Annotated in this window: 12 protein-coding genes; 6 read left to right on the top strand and 6 right to left on the bottom strand. The window is 44.1% G+C overall.

Features of this window, described 5'->3' with window-relative positions:
* Positions 1-84: 84 nt before the first annotated feature.
* The gene (locus AAGA51_RS21645) at positions 85-489 is read right to left on the bottom strand and encodes an OsmC family protein (RefSeq protein ID WP_042479654.1); all 405 of its coding nucleotides are present in this window, start codon (positions 487-489) and stop codon (positions 85-87) included.
* Between the two features lie 36 nt (positions 490-525).
* Positions 526-1,104: an exopolysaccharide biosynthesis protein gene (locus AAGA51_RS21640; RefSeq protein ID WP_237292285.1), complete on the bottom strand. Its 579-nt coding sequence runs from the start codon at positions 1,102-1,104 to the stop codon at positions 526-528.
* 942 nt (positions 1,105-2,046) lie between these two features.
* On the opposite strand from AAGA51_RS21640, the gene AAGA51_RS21635 reads away from it, so the two are divergent.
* From AAGA51_RS21635 to AAGA51_RS21615, 5 genes are all read left to right on the top strand, one after another.
* Positions 2,047-2,517: a dCMP deaminase family protein gene (locus AAGA51_RS21635; RefSeq protein WP_042479650.1), complete on the top strand. Its 471-nt coding sequence runs from the start codon at positions 2,047-2,049 to the stop codon at positions 2,515-2,517.
* A 201-nt stretch (positions 2,518-2,718) separates the two neighbouring features.
* Entirely contained in the window at positions 2,719-4,542 is a 1,824-nt protein-coding gene (locus AAGA51_RS21630) for a putative bifunctional diguanylate cyclase/phosphodiesterase (protein WP_042479649.1), read from the top strand.
* Positions 4,543-4,926: 384 nt separating this feature from the next.
* Positions 4,927-6,363 carry a glyceraldehyde-3-phosphate dehydrogenase gene (locus AAGA51_RS21625; protein ID WP_042479647.1) on the top strand — a complete coding sequence of 479 codons (1,437 nt, stop codon included), beginning with the start codon at positions 4,927-4,929 and terminating at the stop codon, positions 6,361-6,363.
* A gap of 244 nt (positions 6,364-6,607) precedes the next feature.
* Entirely contained in the window at positions 6,608-9,718 is a 3,111-nt protein-coding gene (locus tag AAGA51_RS21620; protein ID WP_042479646.1) for a DUF748 domain-containing protein, read from the top strand.
* Positions 9,719-9,856: 138 nt separating this feature from the next.
* Positions 9,857-10,081 (top strand): hypothetical protein, encoded by a 225-nt coding sequence (locus AAGA51_RS21615; RefSeq protein WP_042479645.1) that lies wholly within the window; start codon positions 9,857-9,859, stop codon positions 10,079-10,081.
* Positions 10,082-10,146: 65 nt separating this feature from the next.
* On the opposite strand, the gene AAGA51_RS21610 is transcribed toward AAGA51_RS21615, so the two are convergent.
* From AAGA51_RS21610 to AAGA51_RS21600, 3 genes are all read right to left on the bottom strand, one after another.
* On the bottom strand, positions 10,147-10,761 hold the full coding sequence (locus AAGA51_RS21610) for a LysE family translocator (RefSeq protein WP_042479644.1): 615 nt from the start codon (positions 10,759-10,761) through the stop codon (positions 10,147-10,149).
* 73 nt (positions 10,762-10,834) lie between these two features.
* On the bottom strand, positions 10,835-11,764 hold the full coding sequence (locus AAGA51_RS21605) for a LysR family transcriptional regulator (protein ID WP_174435405.1): 930 nt from the start codon (positions 11,762-11,764) through the stop codon (positions 10,835-10,837).
* A gap of 2 nt (positions 11,765-11,766) precedes the next feature.
* A complete protein-coding gene (locus AAGA51_RS21600; protein ID WP_042479640.1) occupies positions 11,767-12,210 on the bottom strand; it encodes an Lrp/AsnC family transcriptional regulator in 444 nt (147 codons plus the stop codon).
* A 285-nt stretch (positions 12,211-12,495) separates the two neighbouring features.
* Between AAGA51_RS21600 and yjeH the strand changes: the two genes are divergently transcribed.
* Positions 12,496-13,749 (top strand): L-methionine/branched-chain amino acid transporter, encoded by a 1,254-nt coding sequence (gene yjeH, locus AAGA51_RS21595; RefSeq protein ID WP_042479638.1) that lies wholly within the window; start codon positions 12,496-12,498, stop codon positions 13,747-13,749.
* Positions 13,750-13,779: 30 nt separating this feature from the next.
* On the opposite strand, the gene AAGA51_RS21590 is transcribed toward yjeH, so the two are convergent.
* The gene (locus AAGA51_RS21590; protein ID WP_042479637.1) at positions 13,780-15,903 is read right to left on the bottom strand and encodes a methyl-accepting chemotaxis protein; all 2,124 of its coding nucleotides are present in this window, start codon (positions 15,901-15,903) and stop codon (positions 13,780-13,782) included.
* Positions 15,904-16,053: the final 150 nt, after the last annotated feature.

Here is a 16,053-nt window from a genome sequence, read left to right as displayed (position 1 = left end):
GCTTGGAAACTGTCACTGCGTTTTTCTAGCAGGCACAAAAAAGGCCGAGCACATAGCTCAGCCTCTCAAAAATTAACGCTTAGATTATGCAGCAACAATTTCCCAACTGTGGGTCATATCAACGGCTTCACCTAACATAAGACAGACAGAGCAGTATTTTTCCAGCGAATCCGCCGTTACTTGCTCAACAATCTTGGCATCCAGGTTTTCACCCGTCACAACAAAGTGAATATTTACCTTAGTAAAGATGCGTGGTGCCGTATCACGACGCTCGGCAGAAAGTTTTGCCACACAACCGGTCACTTTCTGTTCCGCTTTTTTTAGACCATCGACAACGTCAACTGAACTACAACCACCCGCCCCGAGCAAAACCATTTCCATTGGACTAGGTGCAGTAGAACCGCCATTACCATCCATCACAATAGAATGGCCTGAGTTAGATTGGCCTAAAAACTTAAAATCTTCGACCCACTTTACTTTTGCTTCCATTTTAATACTCATTCTTTATTGTTTCAGAACCTGATATTACAACGCTAACATCAATGAATTCCACGCCATTCTCACCATAATTTGGCTGATCCACATCGCCATCAAAGCAATCGCGCTACCAATCAGCAGGCACAAGCCATCGCGCTCAATAATACCCAATGCTAGACAAATAATCGCGAAATTTGGCAGAAAGTTAATAAACGGCAGAGGCAGAATAGCAATAGCAGCGAGTACACAAATCATCGCGCCAATCACTCGGCGGGCATTCGCACTGGATAGAGGTTCCCAACGCGGTTTTACATATTCTTCAATACGCTCCAGCCAAGGCATTACCTCTTGAGTGAACTTCAGCGTTTTTTCACGATGAATACGCTGTTTTTGAATGATATTAGGAAGCCGAGGAGCATGGAAACCCAGCGCAATCTGTAACCCAAGCAAAAAATCAGCGACAGCCGCAAAGAAGGAAATACCGGGAATAAGTCCTGCCAGACTCAACATGATCAGCAGTGCACCGTATGAACGGCGTCTAAGTAACTCTAAAAGTTCACCAATAGTCAGATACTGCTCAGGATGAGACTTGAGCGTGTTGATAAGAAACAGCGAGGTTTTTTCCAAAGTGACACCCAAAATGTATAGGTAGCGACAAAGCAAGGTACTTCATACCTAGCGCTATGCGATGTGAACAAACATTATCAAATTTGTCATCAAAAGACGCAATAGACTTAGCGGTCGAAGACAAAAATGAACAAAGAATTTACGTTAGACACATTTGCTAGGGGATATTTTTGAAATGTGAGGTAAAAGAAAACCCCACTAAGTTTTCACTTAGCGGGGTTCTATTCTCTTCGCAGCAATCCGGCTACTAATAGGTGCTCCCTGCATCTATTCCTTGATAATCTGCTGGTTCCTTCAGCGCATTCCATTTCATCGCCATCCTAGCGGTGTCCTGAATCTGTCATCCTGACAGACGCTTAATCCCTTAAGTTGTCTATTAACCGTTCTAAAACAACCATCCTAGCTATTTCGAACTTAACGTTAATATCCTTTGCTTTCCTTGCCGACCATTCATCCTGAACAACCGAATCTTCGTCCTGAAGATACTCTATCCGTGAGCTTTTCCATTTCCGTGCCAGCATCCTGCCAACACCTTAAGATTACGACAACGCCACTTAGTAGCAAGTACGCTACGCAATAAATATATTGAAGAGTTTTTTGCGAATACGGTAAATCTCTACATTTACAGATACTTAGAGAAGAAACCAACCATTAATCTCAAGCATTTAAATCAAATATCCTACACGCCTTGTAAGAGATATCTCACAAGGCACACGAGTGATATCTACATCTGATTAAATAGGCCGACTCGACTTGGGTCGGAAGCTTTTAGTTTCTTATCTTTTTATAGACTAAAAGACGCAAAATCAGGGTATTATTACAACCAAACTACTTGTCGCCATGATGACTAGAACAAGCGGATAACGCACTGTTCAACATCCAGCATAGCTTCAAGTAACAGATAACTAGCGCAATTAATGATTTAGCAGAGGAAGCCTCACTATGATTTCGAAATGGTCACAACGTTTTTACCAAATGGCAGAACTTGTTGGCTCTTGGAGTAAAGACCCTTCTACACAAGTAGGGGCCGTTATTACAAAACAAAATCGAATTGTTTCTGTGGGCTTTAATGGTTACCCGCATGGTATTTCAGACAGTGCAAACACAGACGATAGAGATATGAAATATCTCAAAACTCTACACGCTGAAGAAAATGCCATTCTATTTGCTAAACGTGACTTGGACGGATGCGAAGTTTACGTGACACATTTCCCTTGCCCAAACTGCGCAGCCAAGATTATCCAAACAGGTATATCAGCGGTTCACTGCCCCGAGCAAACCGAAGATTTCCTCTCTCGCTGGGGAGATAAAATTAAGGTGAGCCAAGATATGTTTTTGCAAGCCGGTGTAAAGGTTAACTGGTTACCACTCAACGAGTTAAAACCAATAAGTGAAATTCATAACGAATCATAAAAATAGCCCTCCAGATGGAGGGCTATTTTTTTATTTGGCGCTCAATTTTGTCTCAAAAGTGAAACCACTATGCAACTTTGAACTGTCATTAACATTTTTCCTGCATGCAACTCAATGTTCGACTTTAACAGTGACTACACTGAAGTTCAGGTGTCCCGATATACGTTTATCCAGTGGTTATTAAAAGTAAAAGGATAATTCATGAAGTCCACTACAACTGCGAACAACAATCCTGATCAAAAACACTTTCTCATTACGATTTTATTTCTAATCGCAGTCAGTGCCGTGAGTTACACCTTACTGACCGAACATCAAACCCTCGCGCGCTACTACTTCATTTATCCACTGTGTATGCTTGCTGCGTACTTTATGAGTAACATTTGGTTTAAACGCGTGCTATCCGTAGTCACTTTTGCCTTGCTGCTGGCAGGAAGTTATCTCGAACCGCTGAATATCAGTGTCCTTTCCCAATCCTTTATATTGGTGCCACTCTGTTATATCGCGATTTTCCCCGGCTCACTGTGGCCAATAGCGGTCGCATTAAGCATTCTCGGGATTTACATCCCACATATTACGGGTGCACAAGTATCTGAATTTGTCGAAGCATCAATTGAACTCTCCGCTATCGCCATTTTTGCCACTGGCGGCACTTTCTACAAACAGAAACTGAGCAAACAAGTTGAACGCTATCGTAAAGACAGCCTTACCGACTTCCTAACACAAGTATCCAACCGCAAAGCGTTCAAACAAGATTTAGAATCGATAGCCAAAATTGCGGGGGAAACCAGTAAAACCAAATTTGCATTGCTGTTACTCGACCTTGATGACTTTAAGCAGATCAACGATTCACTCGGTCACCAACAAGGCGACTTATTGTTAATTCAGTTCGCAAAGCGCTTAAGCAATTTGGATTTCAACCGCATCAACATATACCGATTAAGTGGTGATGAATTCGCGGTGCTATTGCAAGATAAGTACGATGTAAACTTCTACTCTCAGCAAGTGGCCACTTACATCTTAGAAGCCTGCCAATCTGCCTATCATCTCGACAAACGTAGTTACACCATGACAATCAGTATTGGTATTGCCTCATTGGATGACGCTTTATACGACACAGATATCTGGTGTCGAAACGTCGATATTGCACTTAAAAGAGCAAAACAAGCAGGTAAAAACAGCATTCAATGGTTTGATGAGAACTTGATTGGAGAAACAGTCCGCAGTTACCAAATAGAACGTGAACTGAGCGATGCCATCGAAAAAGGCCAGTTGGCCTTGTATTACCAACCTAAAGTCGATATCAAAACCAATTTAGTACATGGGGCTGAAGCCTTAATCCGCTGGAAACATCCTGATTTGGGAATCATTCCTCCCGACGAGTTTGTGGGCGTTGCCGAACGCAGCCAACAAATTATTCCTATCGGTCGCTGGGTGATTGAAACCGCATGTCAGCAGGCCAAAGCGTGGGATCAACTCGGCCATCCGATTTGCGTCGCGGTAAACGTGTCAACCGTGCAGTTTCTTTACGATGACATATTCCATGTTGTAACCAAAGCACTGAGAGACTCCCAGCTCAATCCTCAGTTATTACAGTTGGAAATCACTGAAACCACATTGATGCAGCAGCCACAGCGAGTGGTCGATGCATGCCACGACTTACGTACCTTAGGTATCCGTGTCGCCATTGATGATTTTGGTGTTGCTTATTCTTCACTGAATTACTTAAAACAACTCCCCATCGATGTGTTGAAGATCGATAAATCATTTATTGATGAGTGCTGCTCCAATCACAATGACCACATGCTGGTGCGAACCATCATTCAACTTGGTCACAATATGGGGAAAGTGGTCACGGCAGAAGGCGTGGTCAATGATGAACAGCTCTATTTGTTGGCAACCGAAGGCTGTGACGAGTACCAAGGCTATTTGTACTCTCGCCCAGTCCCTCCTTACGAATTTATGGCTCTTTTATCGAGCAGAAAAGACGTTGCAATCCCTCGCCCTCAAGTCGCCGCTCACGGATAAGCTCATATCCCATCAACTCATCAACATAAGGGGCTTTTCGCCCCTTTAATGTTTACTCTTTGCGTAGATAAAATGATATACAGCCAATTTTTATGTAATACCAATCTGCATTGCCACAATAGAAATCGGACATAAATACAGATAGACGCGAAATAAGTTACCTTAATCACTTTCTGTCAATACGTAAAAACACTTAAAATCGCACATTAAAGCTCTATTAATGATCGAGTTAACAGTTAAAAATATGGGCATTATTTTTTCTAGCAGAATAACCTATCAGACATTACAATCCCGCCACATAAAAACAACAATACTTATCCCCAATACCAAACGCAGTAAAAACTGTGGGTATCAGCTCAACCATAACGTGAAAGGTTTACAGCAATGAGTCCAGAAAAACATCTACTCGATTGGCAGGCCAGCCAAACTATCGCAGAATCGATGTCACCATTAATCGGCCAACTCTATCGTTTAAAAGGTGTTGAAGTTATTTTGTATGGTAAGACACTGATCAACGCCGCCACCATCGACATCATTAAAACCCACCGCATTGCCCGCCGATACACTGGAACCGCACTCTCTCTAGAACAAACCATGCCGATTTTGCAGCGCTTAGCTGAGCTAGACTTGTCGCCTTGTCGCATCGATATTGGTCAACTTGGTCACCAGTATTGGCAGCAACATACTGATGAAAACAACTTAGATGATTTTCTTCAAACGGCTCTGCTCAGTAGCTTAAACGGCACTACGATTACGACACCAAAAGACGTGGTTCTCTATGGTTTTGGCCGTATCGGTCGATTACTTGCTCGTTTGCTGATTGAAAAAAGTGGCCCAGGTTACCCACTGAGACTGCGTGCTATTGTTGTTCGCGGTGGTAAACAGGGTGATTTGGAGAAGCGCGCAAGCTTGCTAAGAAGAGATTCGGTGCACGGTCAGTTCAACGGCAGCATCATTGTCGACAACGAACATAAAGCACTCATTGTTAACGGCAACTTCATCAAAGTTATCTATGCCAACTCCCCTGAAGAGATTGATTACACCAGTTATGACATCCACAACGCACTCGTTGTTGATAACACGGGTGTATGGCGTGACAGCGAAGGGTTGAGCAAACACTTAAGCTCTAAAGGCACAAGCAAAGTATTGCTAACAGCTCCGGGCAAAGGTGATATTAAAAACGTAGTATTCGGTGTTAACGAATCCGTTATTCAACCTGAAGACACAATTATTTCAGCAGCAAGCTGTACCACAAACGCTATCACACCGATTCTGAAAGCGATGAATGACAAGTTTGGTGTGGTATCTGGTCACATTGAAACCGTGCACTCATTCACCAACGACCAGAACCTCATCGACAACTTCCACAGCGGCGAACGTCGTGGTCGTTCAGCGTCATTGAATATGGTTCTGACTGAAACTGGTGCTGCAAAAGCCGTTGCAAAAGCGCTGCCTGAATTGGCTGGTAAGCTGACTGGTAACTCAATTCGCGTTCCTACACCAAATGTTTCCATGGCGATCGCTAACCTGAACTTAGAAAAGAGCACAGACAAAGAAGCGCTCAATACTTATCTCAGAGAGATGGCACTGAACTCTGCCCTGTCAGCACAAATTGATTACACAGAATCAACAGAGATCGTATCGTCTGACCTTGTAGGTTCACGCTACGCTGGCGTAGTCGATGGTGCTGCGACCATCGCTCAAGATAACCGATGCGTTCTGTACGTTTGGTATGACAATGAGTTTGGTTATAGCTGCCAAGTTGTTCATTGTATGGAACAGATGATGGGTGTGCGCTACAAAACATACCCACAAAAGTAAGAATTAGACTCCACAACATAATAATAACCGATACTGACGAAGTGGTTTCTGACCCATTTAGCCACTGCTTCTGATGACATCCCCCCGTTTTGCCGCTCTATCCCTGATATGAGCGGCTTTTTTTCATCTTTTTTACAAGCAAATTTGCACCAGCAAAATTAACTCTTTTGGAAAAATATAGTTAAACTAACGGACTATATTTTTGTGAGAATTTTCTGCAGCAAGAAAGAGGCTAATACTACCTATGAAACAAGCGGTATCTGTGTTTTATGCTCGTTTTAAATCGGCGCCGAAGTGGTTAAGAGCCTCAACATATCTAGCGCTTACCTATGTGACTTATGCCGTCATAATCGGCCTTATTGCCCCTGCGGTTATTCAGTCGCAAGCGCCCAAGCAACTTAGCCAACTGTTAGGTCGCAATGTCCAACTTGAAAAAGTCTCGATTAACCCTTTCCTTCTCAGAGCTCGAATTGAAAATTTCGCCATTCTTGAGCAAGACCAACAACAAGCATTCACCAAGTTTGCAATGCTGGAAGTGGAAGTGAACTTTTGGCAAAGCTTACTAAGCTTAACGCCAACTGTAGACCATCTGTTTCTTGTCCAACCTGGAATTCAAGTACAACGCTTAGACGAACATAATGCGTTTAACTTCAGTGATATTCTCGAAACATTAGCCAGCAACAATCCACCACAAACTGAAGAGAACGCGTCTGAAGAGGCCGCCACCAACACGATTCCTGCATTCAAGGTTAACGCTGTTGCTATCACTGATGGTGATGTCAGATTTGTAGATTCCGTTACTGGTGCTGACTTAAATTACCAACAGATTTCCTTAAAGCTCAACAACATTGATAGTCAGGCTTACGCTCTGAGCCTGCCTGCTAACCAAGACGGAAAACTGAATCTGACCGAAAACGCTAACCAATACCAATTTTCGTTAGTGAGTGCTGATCAAAGCCCGCTCGCTCTGAATGGTCAATTTCAGCTTTCTCCATTTGAAATTAAAGGTGATGTGGCACTCAACGATCTGACGCTAACGCCATACTGGCCATTCGCTAAAGACCTGATAGCAGCACGATTGAGCGATGGTTCAGTCAGCTTCTCGACCAATTACCATGCAAAACAAGTTAATGACTCACTTTCATACCAAACTCAGAACGGACAGTTCTCGCTCTCCAATCTCGTTTTTAGTGATCAACAATCTGAAAAAGTAAAACTGCCTTCATTGGTTGTCAGTGATATCCAACTGTCTGGCGATGAACAACTGATCAACATCGCTGATATTTCAATGCAAGGCTTATGGTTTGACGCATTGTTGGACAAAAATGGGCTCGATTTAGCCGCACTGTTCACGCCAACAACCCAAACAAACGGTGTTGCGCCTAATCAGGATACTTCAGCTAATCAGGCAGCAAGCCAAGAATCAGCGACACCGCAGTGGAAGGTTCGCCTTGAGCAATTCTCAATGGCAGATTCGGACTTCAATGTGTTGGAAAAAGTTCAGTCACAAGGTGTGCACTGGCGCGTCCACCCTATGACAGTGTCAACAAAAACGATTCAAAGCGACTTAATCGAACCTATCGAATATGACGTCGCTCTTGATGTGAGCTCAAGTAGCAAGCAGCAACCAGAAAACACTAGAGGATCTTTTGCAACTCAAGGCAGTGTTGATGTTAAAGCACTTAAAGTGGATGGCAATTTGTCCATTGATTCACTGGATCTGACACAGCTACAGCCTTATCTCACCCCTTATCTGAATATTCGCTTAACCAAAGGCGCACTCAATACCAAAGGAAATTACAACGTCAGTGGTGCAGACGTCATTAATTTCGATGGCTCGCTCAGTGTTAACAATCTTTTGATGCGTGACACAATCAAGCGAGAACCTTTGGTGAAATGGCAGAAAATGTCTGTGGACTCACTGCGTTTTAGTTCAAAGCAAAACCAGTTGATCATCAAAACGGTGTTGCTCGATGCGCCTTACGCTAAAGTAATGATTGCCGAAGATAAGCGCACCAACATTGGCGATATTGTGGTTACTAAGCAGAGTGATACCTCAACGGCCACAACTGACAAAGCCGCGACAACCAAAGCGACAGTGACCACGAAAGGCAATAGCAGCAAGCCTATGTCGGTCATGATTCAACAGATTAAGTTTGCCAACGGCTCCGCGTTTTTCGCTGACAACTCGCTAACCCCTAACTTTGCCTCCGGTATTGAGCTACTCGAAGGTTCAATCAAGAACCTGTCTTCAACTCCGGGAACGAAAGCTAGTGTGGACATTGCCGGCAAAATTGACAAATATGCGCCAGTAACACTGAAAGGTGAAATTAACCCACTGATTGAAAAGCCTTATCTCGATCTTGCCTTAGTGTTTAGAAGCGTTGAGCTGACTTCCGTCAATCCGTATTCTGGAACCTACGCGGGTTATTACATCGATAAAGGCCAACTTTCACTCGACCTGAACTACCGATTAGATGACAACCAGCTTCAAGGTACAAACCATCTTGTTATCGATCAGCTGCAACTGGGTAAACCCAGTGATTCCAGCCTTGCCACCAGCCTGCCTATCACTCTGGCGATTGCGATATTGCAAGATCGTCACGGCGTGATTGATTTGGGTGTTAACGTGTCAGGTGAAGTGGATGATCCTGACTTCAGTTTTGGTAGTGTGATTCTGAAAGCGTTCGCCAACATCATTACTAAAGCCGTGACAGCTCCGTTCTCGCTGTTAGCTGATCTTGTCGGTACGGATGAAGAGTTGAATCAAGTCACTTTCCAAGCCGGTATTGCAACCTTAGATGACGAAGAGAAACAGCGCATAGGTAAACTTGCACAAGCGTTGCAGGAAAGGCCGATTCTTAAAGTCAGTGTCGAAGGCTCTGTCTCTGCTCCAGACGACAGCTATGCATTGGCTGAACAGAATGTGCAGAAAACCCTACTCGCCAATAGTGGGCTGGAAACACTTCCTGAACCATTCAGTGCCAGCCGCATTACCGAATCGGCTCCGTTAGTCGATGCACTTGAAGAACTAGCAGAAAAACAATTGCAGTTAGATGTCCGCCAAGAAAGAGATAAGGTCGAACAGCAACTGACTGAAAAAGCCCAAGGCGCAGAAGTGACCAAAGAACAAATCGAGACCGTTGTTCATATGGGGCTCTACAATCAGTTGGTCAAAGCGACCAACGTCGATAAAAACAGTTTGAGTAATCTCGCAGCAGAGCGTGCAAAAGCGATCAAAGCGTATTTGGTGGAAGAACAACAAATCAGTCCAGATCGAGTGTTCCTGCTCGACAGTAAGACCGATTTGAAAACAGAAAAAAGTGGTGCTGAGTTAACCGTAGGCGCTGAATAACCTTCCTCACTTCCTTAACTCTAGCCCAATCCTTTGTTCTCTATGGGATTGGGCTTTTATCATCTATCTGAATGGCTTGTTCATGTTTAATTCATCTGTGCCGGGCTAAGATGGGGGCAATCAAAACAGGAGCAGACAATGAATAGATTTCTTATTACCGTACTGACGCTCATAACTGGATTCTTCGCACTGACATTAAGTTTGTTGCTCGTCATTCCATTGACGATTGCAGCACTCATCACTGGCAAAAAACTGCAAAATCAACTGCATCGTCGTCCGTTTTATCAGGCTCAGAACAATCAGACCTACGGCAATACCATCGATGGTGAGTTTGAAGAAGTGAACACCCATTCGAAGTATTAACAAAGAACCCCTCGTCATTGAGGGGTTCTTTAGTATTTATGGCTAGAAAATAACGGGAGCTGAACTTACACCGTAAGCAGAACTCGCGCAGCAAGCAGCAGCAAAACAATCCCTGACAAACGATCAATCAACACCGCTCTGGAACGTAGCTTGTCGAGAATGAGTGGGCTTGATAGCAAGAAGGTAATAAAGGTATACCACAAGCCGTCAATGACAAACGGCGTCACGACAATGATCGCTTTACTACTCAACTCATGCCCAACGGCAACAAACTGACTGAACAATGCGATAAAGAACAGCGCAATCTTTGGGCTTAATAATGAAATTAAAAAACCTTCTCGCGCAGATTGCCATGCACTTACCGTTTCGCCAGATTCTAACTTCGCAGCCACACCACCTTTAGAACGAATGGCGTTGAACCCCAAATAAGCCAGATACCCAGCACCAGCATAACTGATGGTTTTAAACAGCAGTGGCGACTGGTGAAGAACCACTGCCAAGCCAATCAATGTAATAAACGCATAAATACCTATGCCGAAAGCATGAGCCCATGCCGTTGCTAAACCGTTGCGACGCCCGCCAGCAAGACTGTGTTTTGCAACCATAGCCAAGCTAGGTCCGGGAGACATGGCCCCCAACAAACAAATAGTAAAAAGTGATAACCAAACTGTTATTGTCATTCGAACTCTCCTAGTTAGTCCCTAACCGTACTCGTCATTTGTTATTATTTGAAATCATCTTTTCTCATCCTAGTTATGATTCTGAATCATAACCTATCGAATACTCAGAATGATTCATAATGTCGTAGACAAGCTGTCTAGCCCAAACGTGGGAAGGTTCGTTATCAAATTTGGGGTGCCAAAGAAGCCAATATTTATGTTTTGGAGTCTTAACCGGTAGCGGTTTAAATACCACATCAAAATGATTTTTCATGTTGCGCGCGATATGTTCAGGAACAACCATTAAATAGTCACTCATAGATAACGAGCGAAATGCTGCAGAAAAAAACGGGACTTTTAATCCGATATGCCTGACCTGATTAAGCTCAGCCAGCGCTTGATCGATATAGGTGTCTTTATCGCCGCCTCCGGTCACTTTGATGTGTGAAAAACTTAATATGTCCTCAACACTCAGCATGTTTTTTTCTGACAACGGATGAGATAGCTTCATCACGCAAACCGGATAATCCTCGCCAATTTGCCACGAAGAAACGCCCTTAGGCGGTTCAGGCGACATAGTGGAAGCGAGCTGAATTTCAGAATTTGCCATTTCTCCAAGTAAACTTGGCTGCCAAAGGCAGTATTTAATTGAGACTTTAGGCGCTTTAACCGTTATGGCTTCAACCATTTCAGGTAGCAGATATTGCGCGACATAGTCACTGGAGGCGAAAACAAATTCACCTTTCCAAGCGCTTGGTTCAAATTCTGCTTCAATCATCAGTTCATCAAGTTCAACAAACCAATGCTCAAGTTTGTTTCGCAAGCTGACAGCTTTCGGCGTGGGCACTAACTGGTTGCCATCTCTGACTAACAAAGGGTCAGCAAACATATCTCGCAGCTGACTTAGCTGGCGACTCAAAGCTGACTGGGTAATATTTAACTTCGTCGCAGCCTGACTGACATGACACTCTTCAAGCAACACCTTCAGTGACCGCAGTAAGTTGAGATTTATTTGTGACATCAAAACTACTTAGCCGTGTTAAACAGTTCTTTTAAAACCGTATGTGTTATCAATTGACGCAGTTGAGAGTAGCTTTGCAATTCATCTCGAATCGCATTTAACTTCGCCATGCTTTCCACTTCAACGTACAGCATCATATCGGTTTCGCCACTAATCGCATGGCACCACTTCACACCGGGGATCAGATAGATTTTGTGAGCATACAGTTCACAAGAGTGGAGGCTCGCAGAGGTATCAAATTTTAGCGCAAAATAGGCACTGACATTATTGGTGTGATCTGGCTCTGCGATTTGAGCGTGATAGCCCAAAATCACTTTATCTTGTTCGAGTTTCTTAATACGTGCCGTAACGGCAGAGCGTGAAAGGTTCACTTCGCGGGCAATGTCACTCACAGATGCTCTCGCATCCCCTTGCAATATCTCTATGATTTGTCTGTCAAATTTATCCATCGTACATTCCCATTCTTTTCGCTTCTCATACGTTTTTTCTCAAATAAAAAACGTTGAAAAGTAACCAACTTATCCCGTTGATTCATGGCTAATTTGACACAAATTGCATGGCTAGACTACTGACAATTAACGGGAAGTCTCTTTATGAAAGGAGTTTCACCGTCAAAATGGCGGAAATTCGATGAAAAAGTGTCACTTTGACGCTAAAGCAGAACGTTTTGCCAGATGCATCACATCTCAGTTTTGAGTAAGCTTTCGGCATAATAAGAATCAGGGAATGAGAACATGAACCAACTCAAACAAGAGATCACTTTGCTTTCTGGTATCGGTCAGCTATCGACCACATTAATGGGTACCGGATTGTTTATGATCCCAGCCATTGCCGCCGGAATTGCGGGCCATTTTTCACTTTGGGCTTGGCTCATCTTGTTTGTTGCTGTTTGCCCTGTTGCTTTAACTTTCGCAGCGCTTGGGAAACAATACCCGAGTGCTGGCGGCACCGCGTTCTTTGTGCGTAAAGCGTACAATGCACGACTAGAACGAGCGGTTGCCTGGCTATTTGTAAGCGTCATTCCTGTAGGCGTACCCGCGGCTGTCGCCTTAGCTGCGGGCTTTTTACAGCAATTGTTACCTGCTCAGTTCAATAATGCCATTCTGGCTCAAGTGCTCACTGTGGCACTTCTTATTGGCGTAAACCTAGCAGGAACAAAATCTTCTGGCCGACTACAAACGGCCATCGCATTGAGCATCTTTGCTTTGGTGGCATCCTTTCTCTGGATTGGAGACGTGGGAAGCGCCGACTTAGCTATGCCAGCACTGAGTATCGATTCCATTTGGTCAATTGGTGCTGCGCTAGGGGTGATGTTCTGGTGTTTCGTGGGAATAGAAGCCTTCGCACATATGGGAGAAGAATTCAAAAACCCACAACGTGATTTCCCGATTGCCATTCTGGTCGGATGCTTCGTGGCTGGTGCAACCTATTGGACGTGTTCGGTCATTGTCTTAAAGTTTGGTGCTTTTGGTACCCCTGAGTTTGATAGCGCCTCTATTCCTTGGCTCAGTGATAAGCTCTTTGGTTCTCGTATGGCAATCATAATCAGCATCATCGGCTTCTTTGCTTGTTTTGCCAGTATCAACCTATATACGCAGAGTTTATCGCGTATGGTGTGGGCGCAAGCCAGAGAATATCGTCCTAACAGCGCACTGGCTCAACTTTCTCAGCGCGGCGTTCCAGCAAATGCAACATGGCTGATTGGCGGCATACTGCTGCTATCGTGTGTAGTCGGTCAACTGTCGAATTTGGATTTGGAATTCTTCCTCAAACTGGCCAATGGTGTCTTTGTCTTAGTCTACCTGTTAGCCATGTTGGCAGCGTACAAACTACTGAAAGGGTATCAAAAGGCACTGGCTGTTGTTGCTTTGATTCTCTGCACTGGCGTGTTTATCTGTCTTGGCTGGTCAATGTTGTATGCTCTGGTAATTTTTGCTGCCTTGGCGGTGCCATGGCAAAAAGAGCTGAAAACACAACACCCAATTTAATAGCAAAGGCGGGATACCCCGCCTTTTGTTTTATGACGCTTTGCGAACTTCAAACCGCCCAACCAATTGCTCCAATCGCTGAAGCGAGTTCTGCATTAAGGTTGTTCTGCGAGATAACTGTGAAGAAGCCTCTTGCAGTTTCACCACTGTAGATTGCGCTTCATCAGCAGTTTGTCTGTGCTCTTCACTATTACGAGCGATGCCTTGGATCAAAGTAAACAATCCAGTGACAGACGTTTGTAAGCGTTCACTGCGAGAAGACTCATCGACAACCTGAGTGCTGTTCTCAACGTTGGTAATGCCCTCTTGCATGTAACTCACTGCTCGCTCTGATTGGGTATGCAAGGCCGTCATCAGTTCTCCAATGCTGTTCGCGGCCTGAGAGGTTTTGTTTGCCAACACTCGAACCTCATCAGCAACCACAGAGAAGCCTCTGCCATGCTCTCCTGCTCTTGCGGCCTCAATCGCAGCATTCAGAGCTAGTAAATTGGTTTGAGCCGTGATCTCCGTAATAACAGAGACGATATTGCCAATCTTCTGCATTTCTTCATTCACTTCATTGACGGTATGTGCCGAAGCTTGAACGATATTTTTAATTTCTTGAGCGCCTTCCGCCGCTTTTTGATACTCAAGCTGCGCCGCATGCACCGTTTGCTGCATAAGCTCGTGCATTTCAGTCGCGGTATCATTGGCGCTGTTAATTTCCTGACTCTGTACCCCAGCGAGAGAGAGCATATCCGTAATTGATGTGGCGGTCATATCACTGCTGGTAAGCAGCAACTGACTGCGGCGGAACATAGATTCCGACACGTTTTTCACCTCTTTACTGGCGAATACCAGCTCTTGAATAATCCCTTCAAGGCTATCAATAAAACTGTTGGTCCAGCGCCCCAGATCACCCGTTTCATCAGACTTAAATTTGCTCGCATCTAAGCGGCGGGTTAAGTTGCCATCCCCTTCTGCCAGTACCTGCATCACCTGTGTCATTGTCTCTAGATTATTTGCCATAGGCTTAGCACTGAAAATGTGGAACAAACCAATTGCCATTAATCCGAGCAGTACCGAAATAGACATCAGCTGAACGTTTTCTAGTGGGTAAAACAGGTGAAGAACAAAAGGAATCACTAACGGACCAAACACACTAAGCGCGAATTGTTGGTTGAGTTTTTGTGCTACCGAACGATGACGATAGACTTCTTCTAAATCCGATTCGCACATCATCCCCCAACGGTCTTTCGACCCAGGCATAGTAAACGTCACGCCCTTACCAATCACTGGAATATGGCGATAATCAGAATAACCCGGGTAATCGATATATAAGTTGTGACCATTGTTAATGGTTTCTCTTACCCCCGGATGAAGCTTGTTGGTTGCAGGATCATTAAACACAATTTCAAATTCGGTATGGTGACTTACTTTTACCACACCCCATTTGGTATTTACGCCATCTTTCAAGTTCTCACCATGGGAAAAATGGTTATCCTCAAAGCGAGAGCGTGAAAGCGCAACGCCTTGTTGAATAGAGGGGTCAAAATGAGATTTGACCATAAACAGGTAGTTGTCGCCCGACTCACTATAAATATGCCCAGCTTCACGTTGAATCAGGTCACCGATAACATCATTAGGGGTTCGCCCACACAAACACCCTTTGGTACCGCCAGCTAATTCGATCGGTTGATAGAACATTAAGGTCACTTCATCATGAAAATGAGAGCTTGATGGACCAATAGCGAGCGTCACCGAATCGCGGTAAGGACCATGCAAAAATGGCTGAGCTAAACCCTCATTCAAAGCTTGGGTTGAGACGACCTTCTTGTTTTTCTGTGATGGAAAAGTGGATTCAAGGATCTCTCCTTGTGCAGAGACAATAAACAGCTCAGATAAGTCAGCGCTACGGTTTAATAATCGGTTTAAGGTTTCCCGATATTCATGGGGAGACTTAGTCGATAAATATAACGACGCATCATGCAGGAATGACCATTGGTTTTCAGCCCAAGTCGTGAGAATTTTGACTCGGGTGTTCGCAATGTTTTCAAAAGTTTGTTCTAGAGAAGCTTTACGTTTGCGGTTAAACCAACAGGCCTTACGCATGGCAAGTTTACCTGTCTTGCCAAACCACGGCAGCCACCTTTTTTCCTCAGGCGTTAAATGCATAAAATTTCCTTATTTTTGTATTGTTATGTGCACTAATGTGCAATAGGCGTTCCAAAAACAAGAAAAAAGTACGTTGTTCTGTATTTTAGCAAGAACTCAAACAGGTTAACTATACGAATAAAAATCAAGTAGTTAATATCACTTTCAACT

Origin of the sequence: Vibrio diazotrophicus, assembly GCF_038452265.1 — a bacterium.
GTDB classification, from domain to species: Bacteria; Pseudomonadota; Gammaproteobacteria; order Enterobacterales; family Vibrionaceae; genus Vibrio; species Vibrio diazotrophicus.
The sequence above is the reverse complement of the archived record's forward strand: the minus strand, read 5'-3'. Positions and strand labels throughout refer to the sequence as shown.

Coding starts and splice junctions, on each gene's coding strand:
- AAGA51_RS21625 (WP_042479647.1), top strand. CDS start 4,927: ATGAGTCCAGAAAAACATCTACTCGATTGGCAGGCCAGCCAAACTATC.
- AAGA51_RS21645 (WP_042479654.1), bottom strand. CDS start 489: ATGGAAGCAAAAGTAAAGTGGGTCGAAGATTTTAAGTTTTTAGGCCAA.
- AAGA51_RS21610 (WP_042479644.1), bottom strand. CDS start 10,761: ATGACAATAACAGTTTGGTTATCACTTTTTACTATTTGTTTGTTGGGG.
- AAGA51_RS21635 (WP_042479650.1), top strand. CDS start 2,047: ATGATTTCGAAATGGTCACAACGTTTTTACCAAATGGCAGAACTTGTT.
- AAGA51_RS21600 (WP_042479640.1), bottom strand. CDS start 12,210: ATGGATAAATTTGACAGACAAATCATAGAGATATTGCAAGGGGATGCG.
- AAGA51_RS21590 (WP_042479637.1), bottom strand. CDS start 15,903: ATGCATTTAACGCCTGAGGAAAAAAGGTGGCTGCCGTGGTTTGGCAAG.
- AAGA51_RS21620 (WP_042479646.1), top strand. CDS start 6,608: ATGAAACAAGCGGTATCTGTGTTTTATGCTCGTTTTAAATCGGCGCCG.
- AAGA51_RS21615 (WP_042479645.1), top strand. CDS start 9,857: ATGAATAGATTTCTTATTACCGTACTGACGCTCATAACTGGATTCTTC.
- yjeH (WP_042479638.1), top strand. CDS start 12,496: ATGAACCAACTCAAACAAGAGATCACTTTGCTTTCTGGTATCGGTCAG.
- AAGA51_RS21630 (WP_042479649.1), top strand. CDS start 2,719: ATGAAGTCCACTACAACTGCGAACAACAATCCTGATCAAAAACACTTT.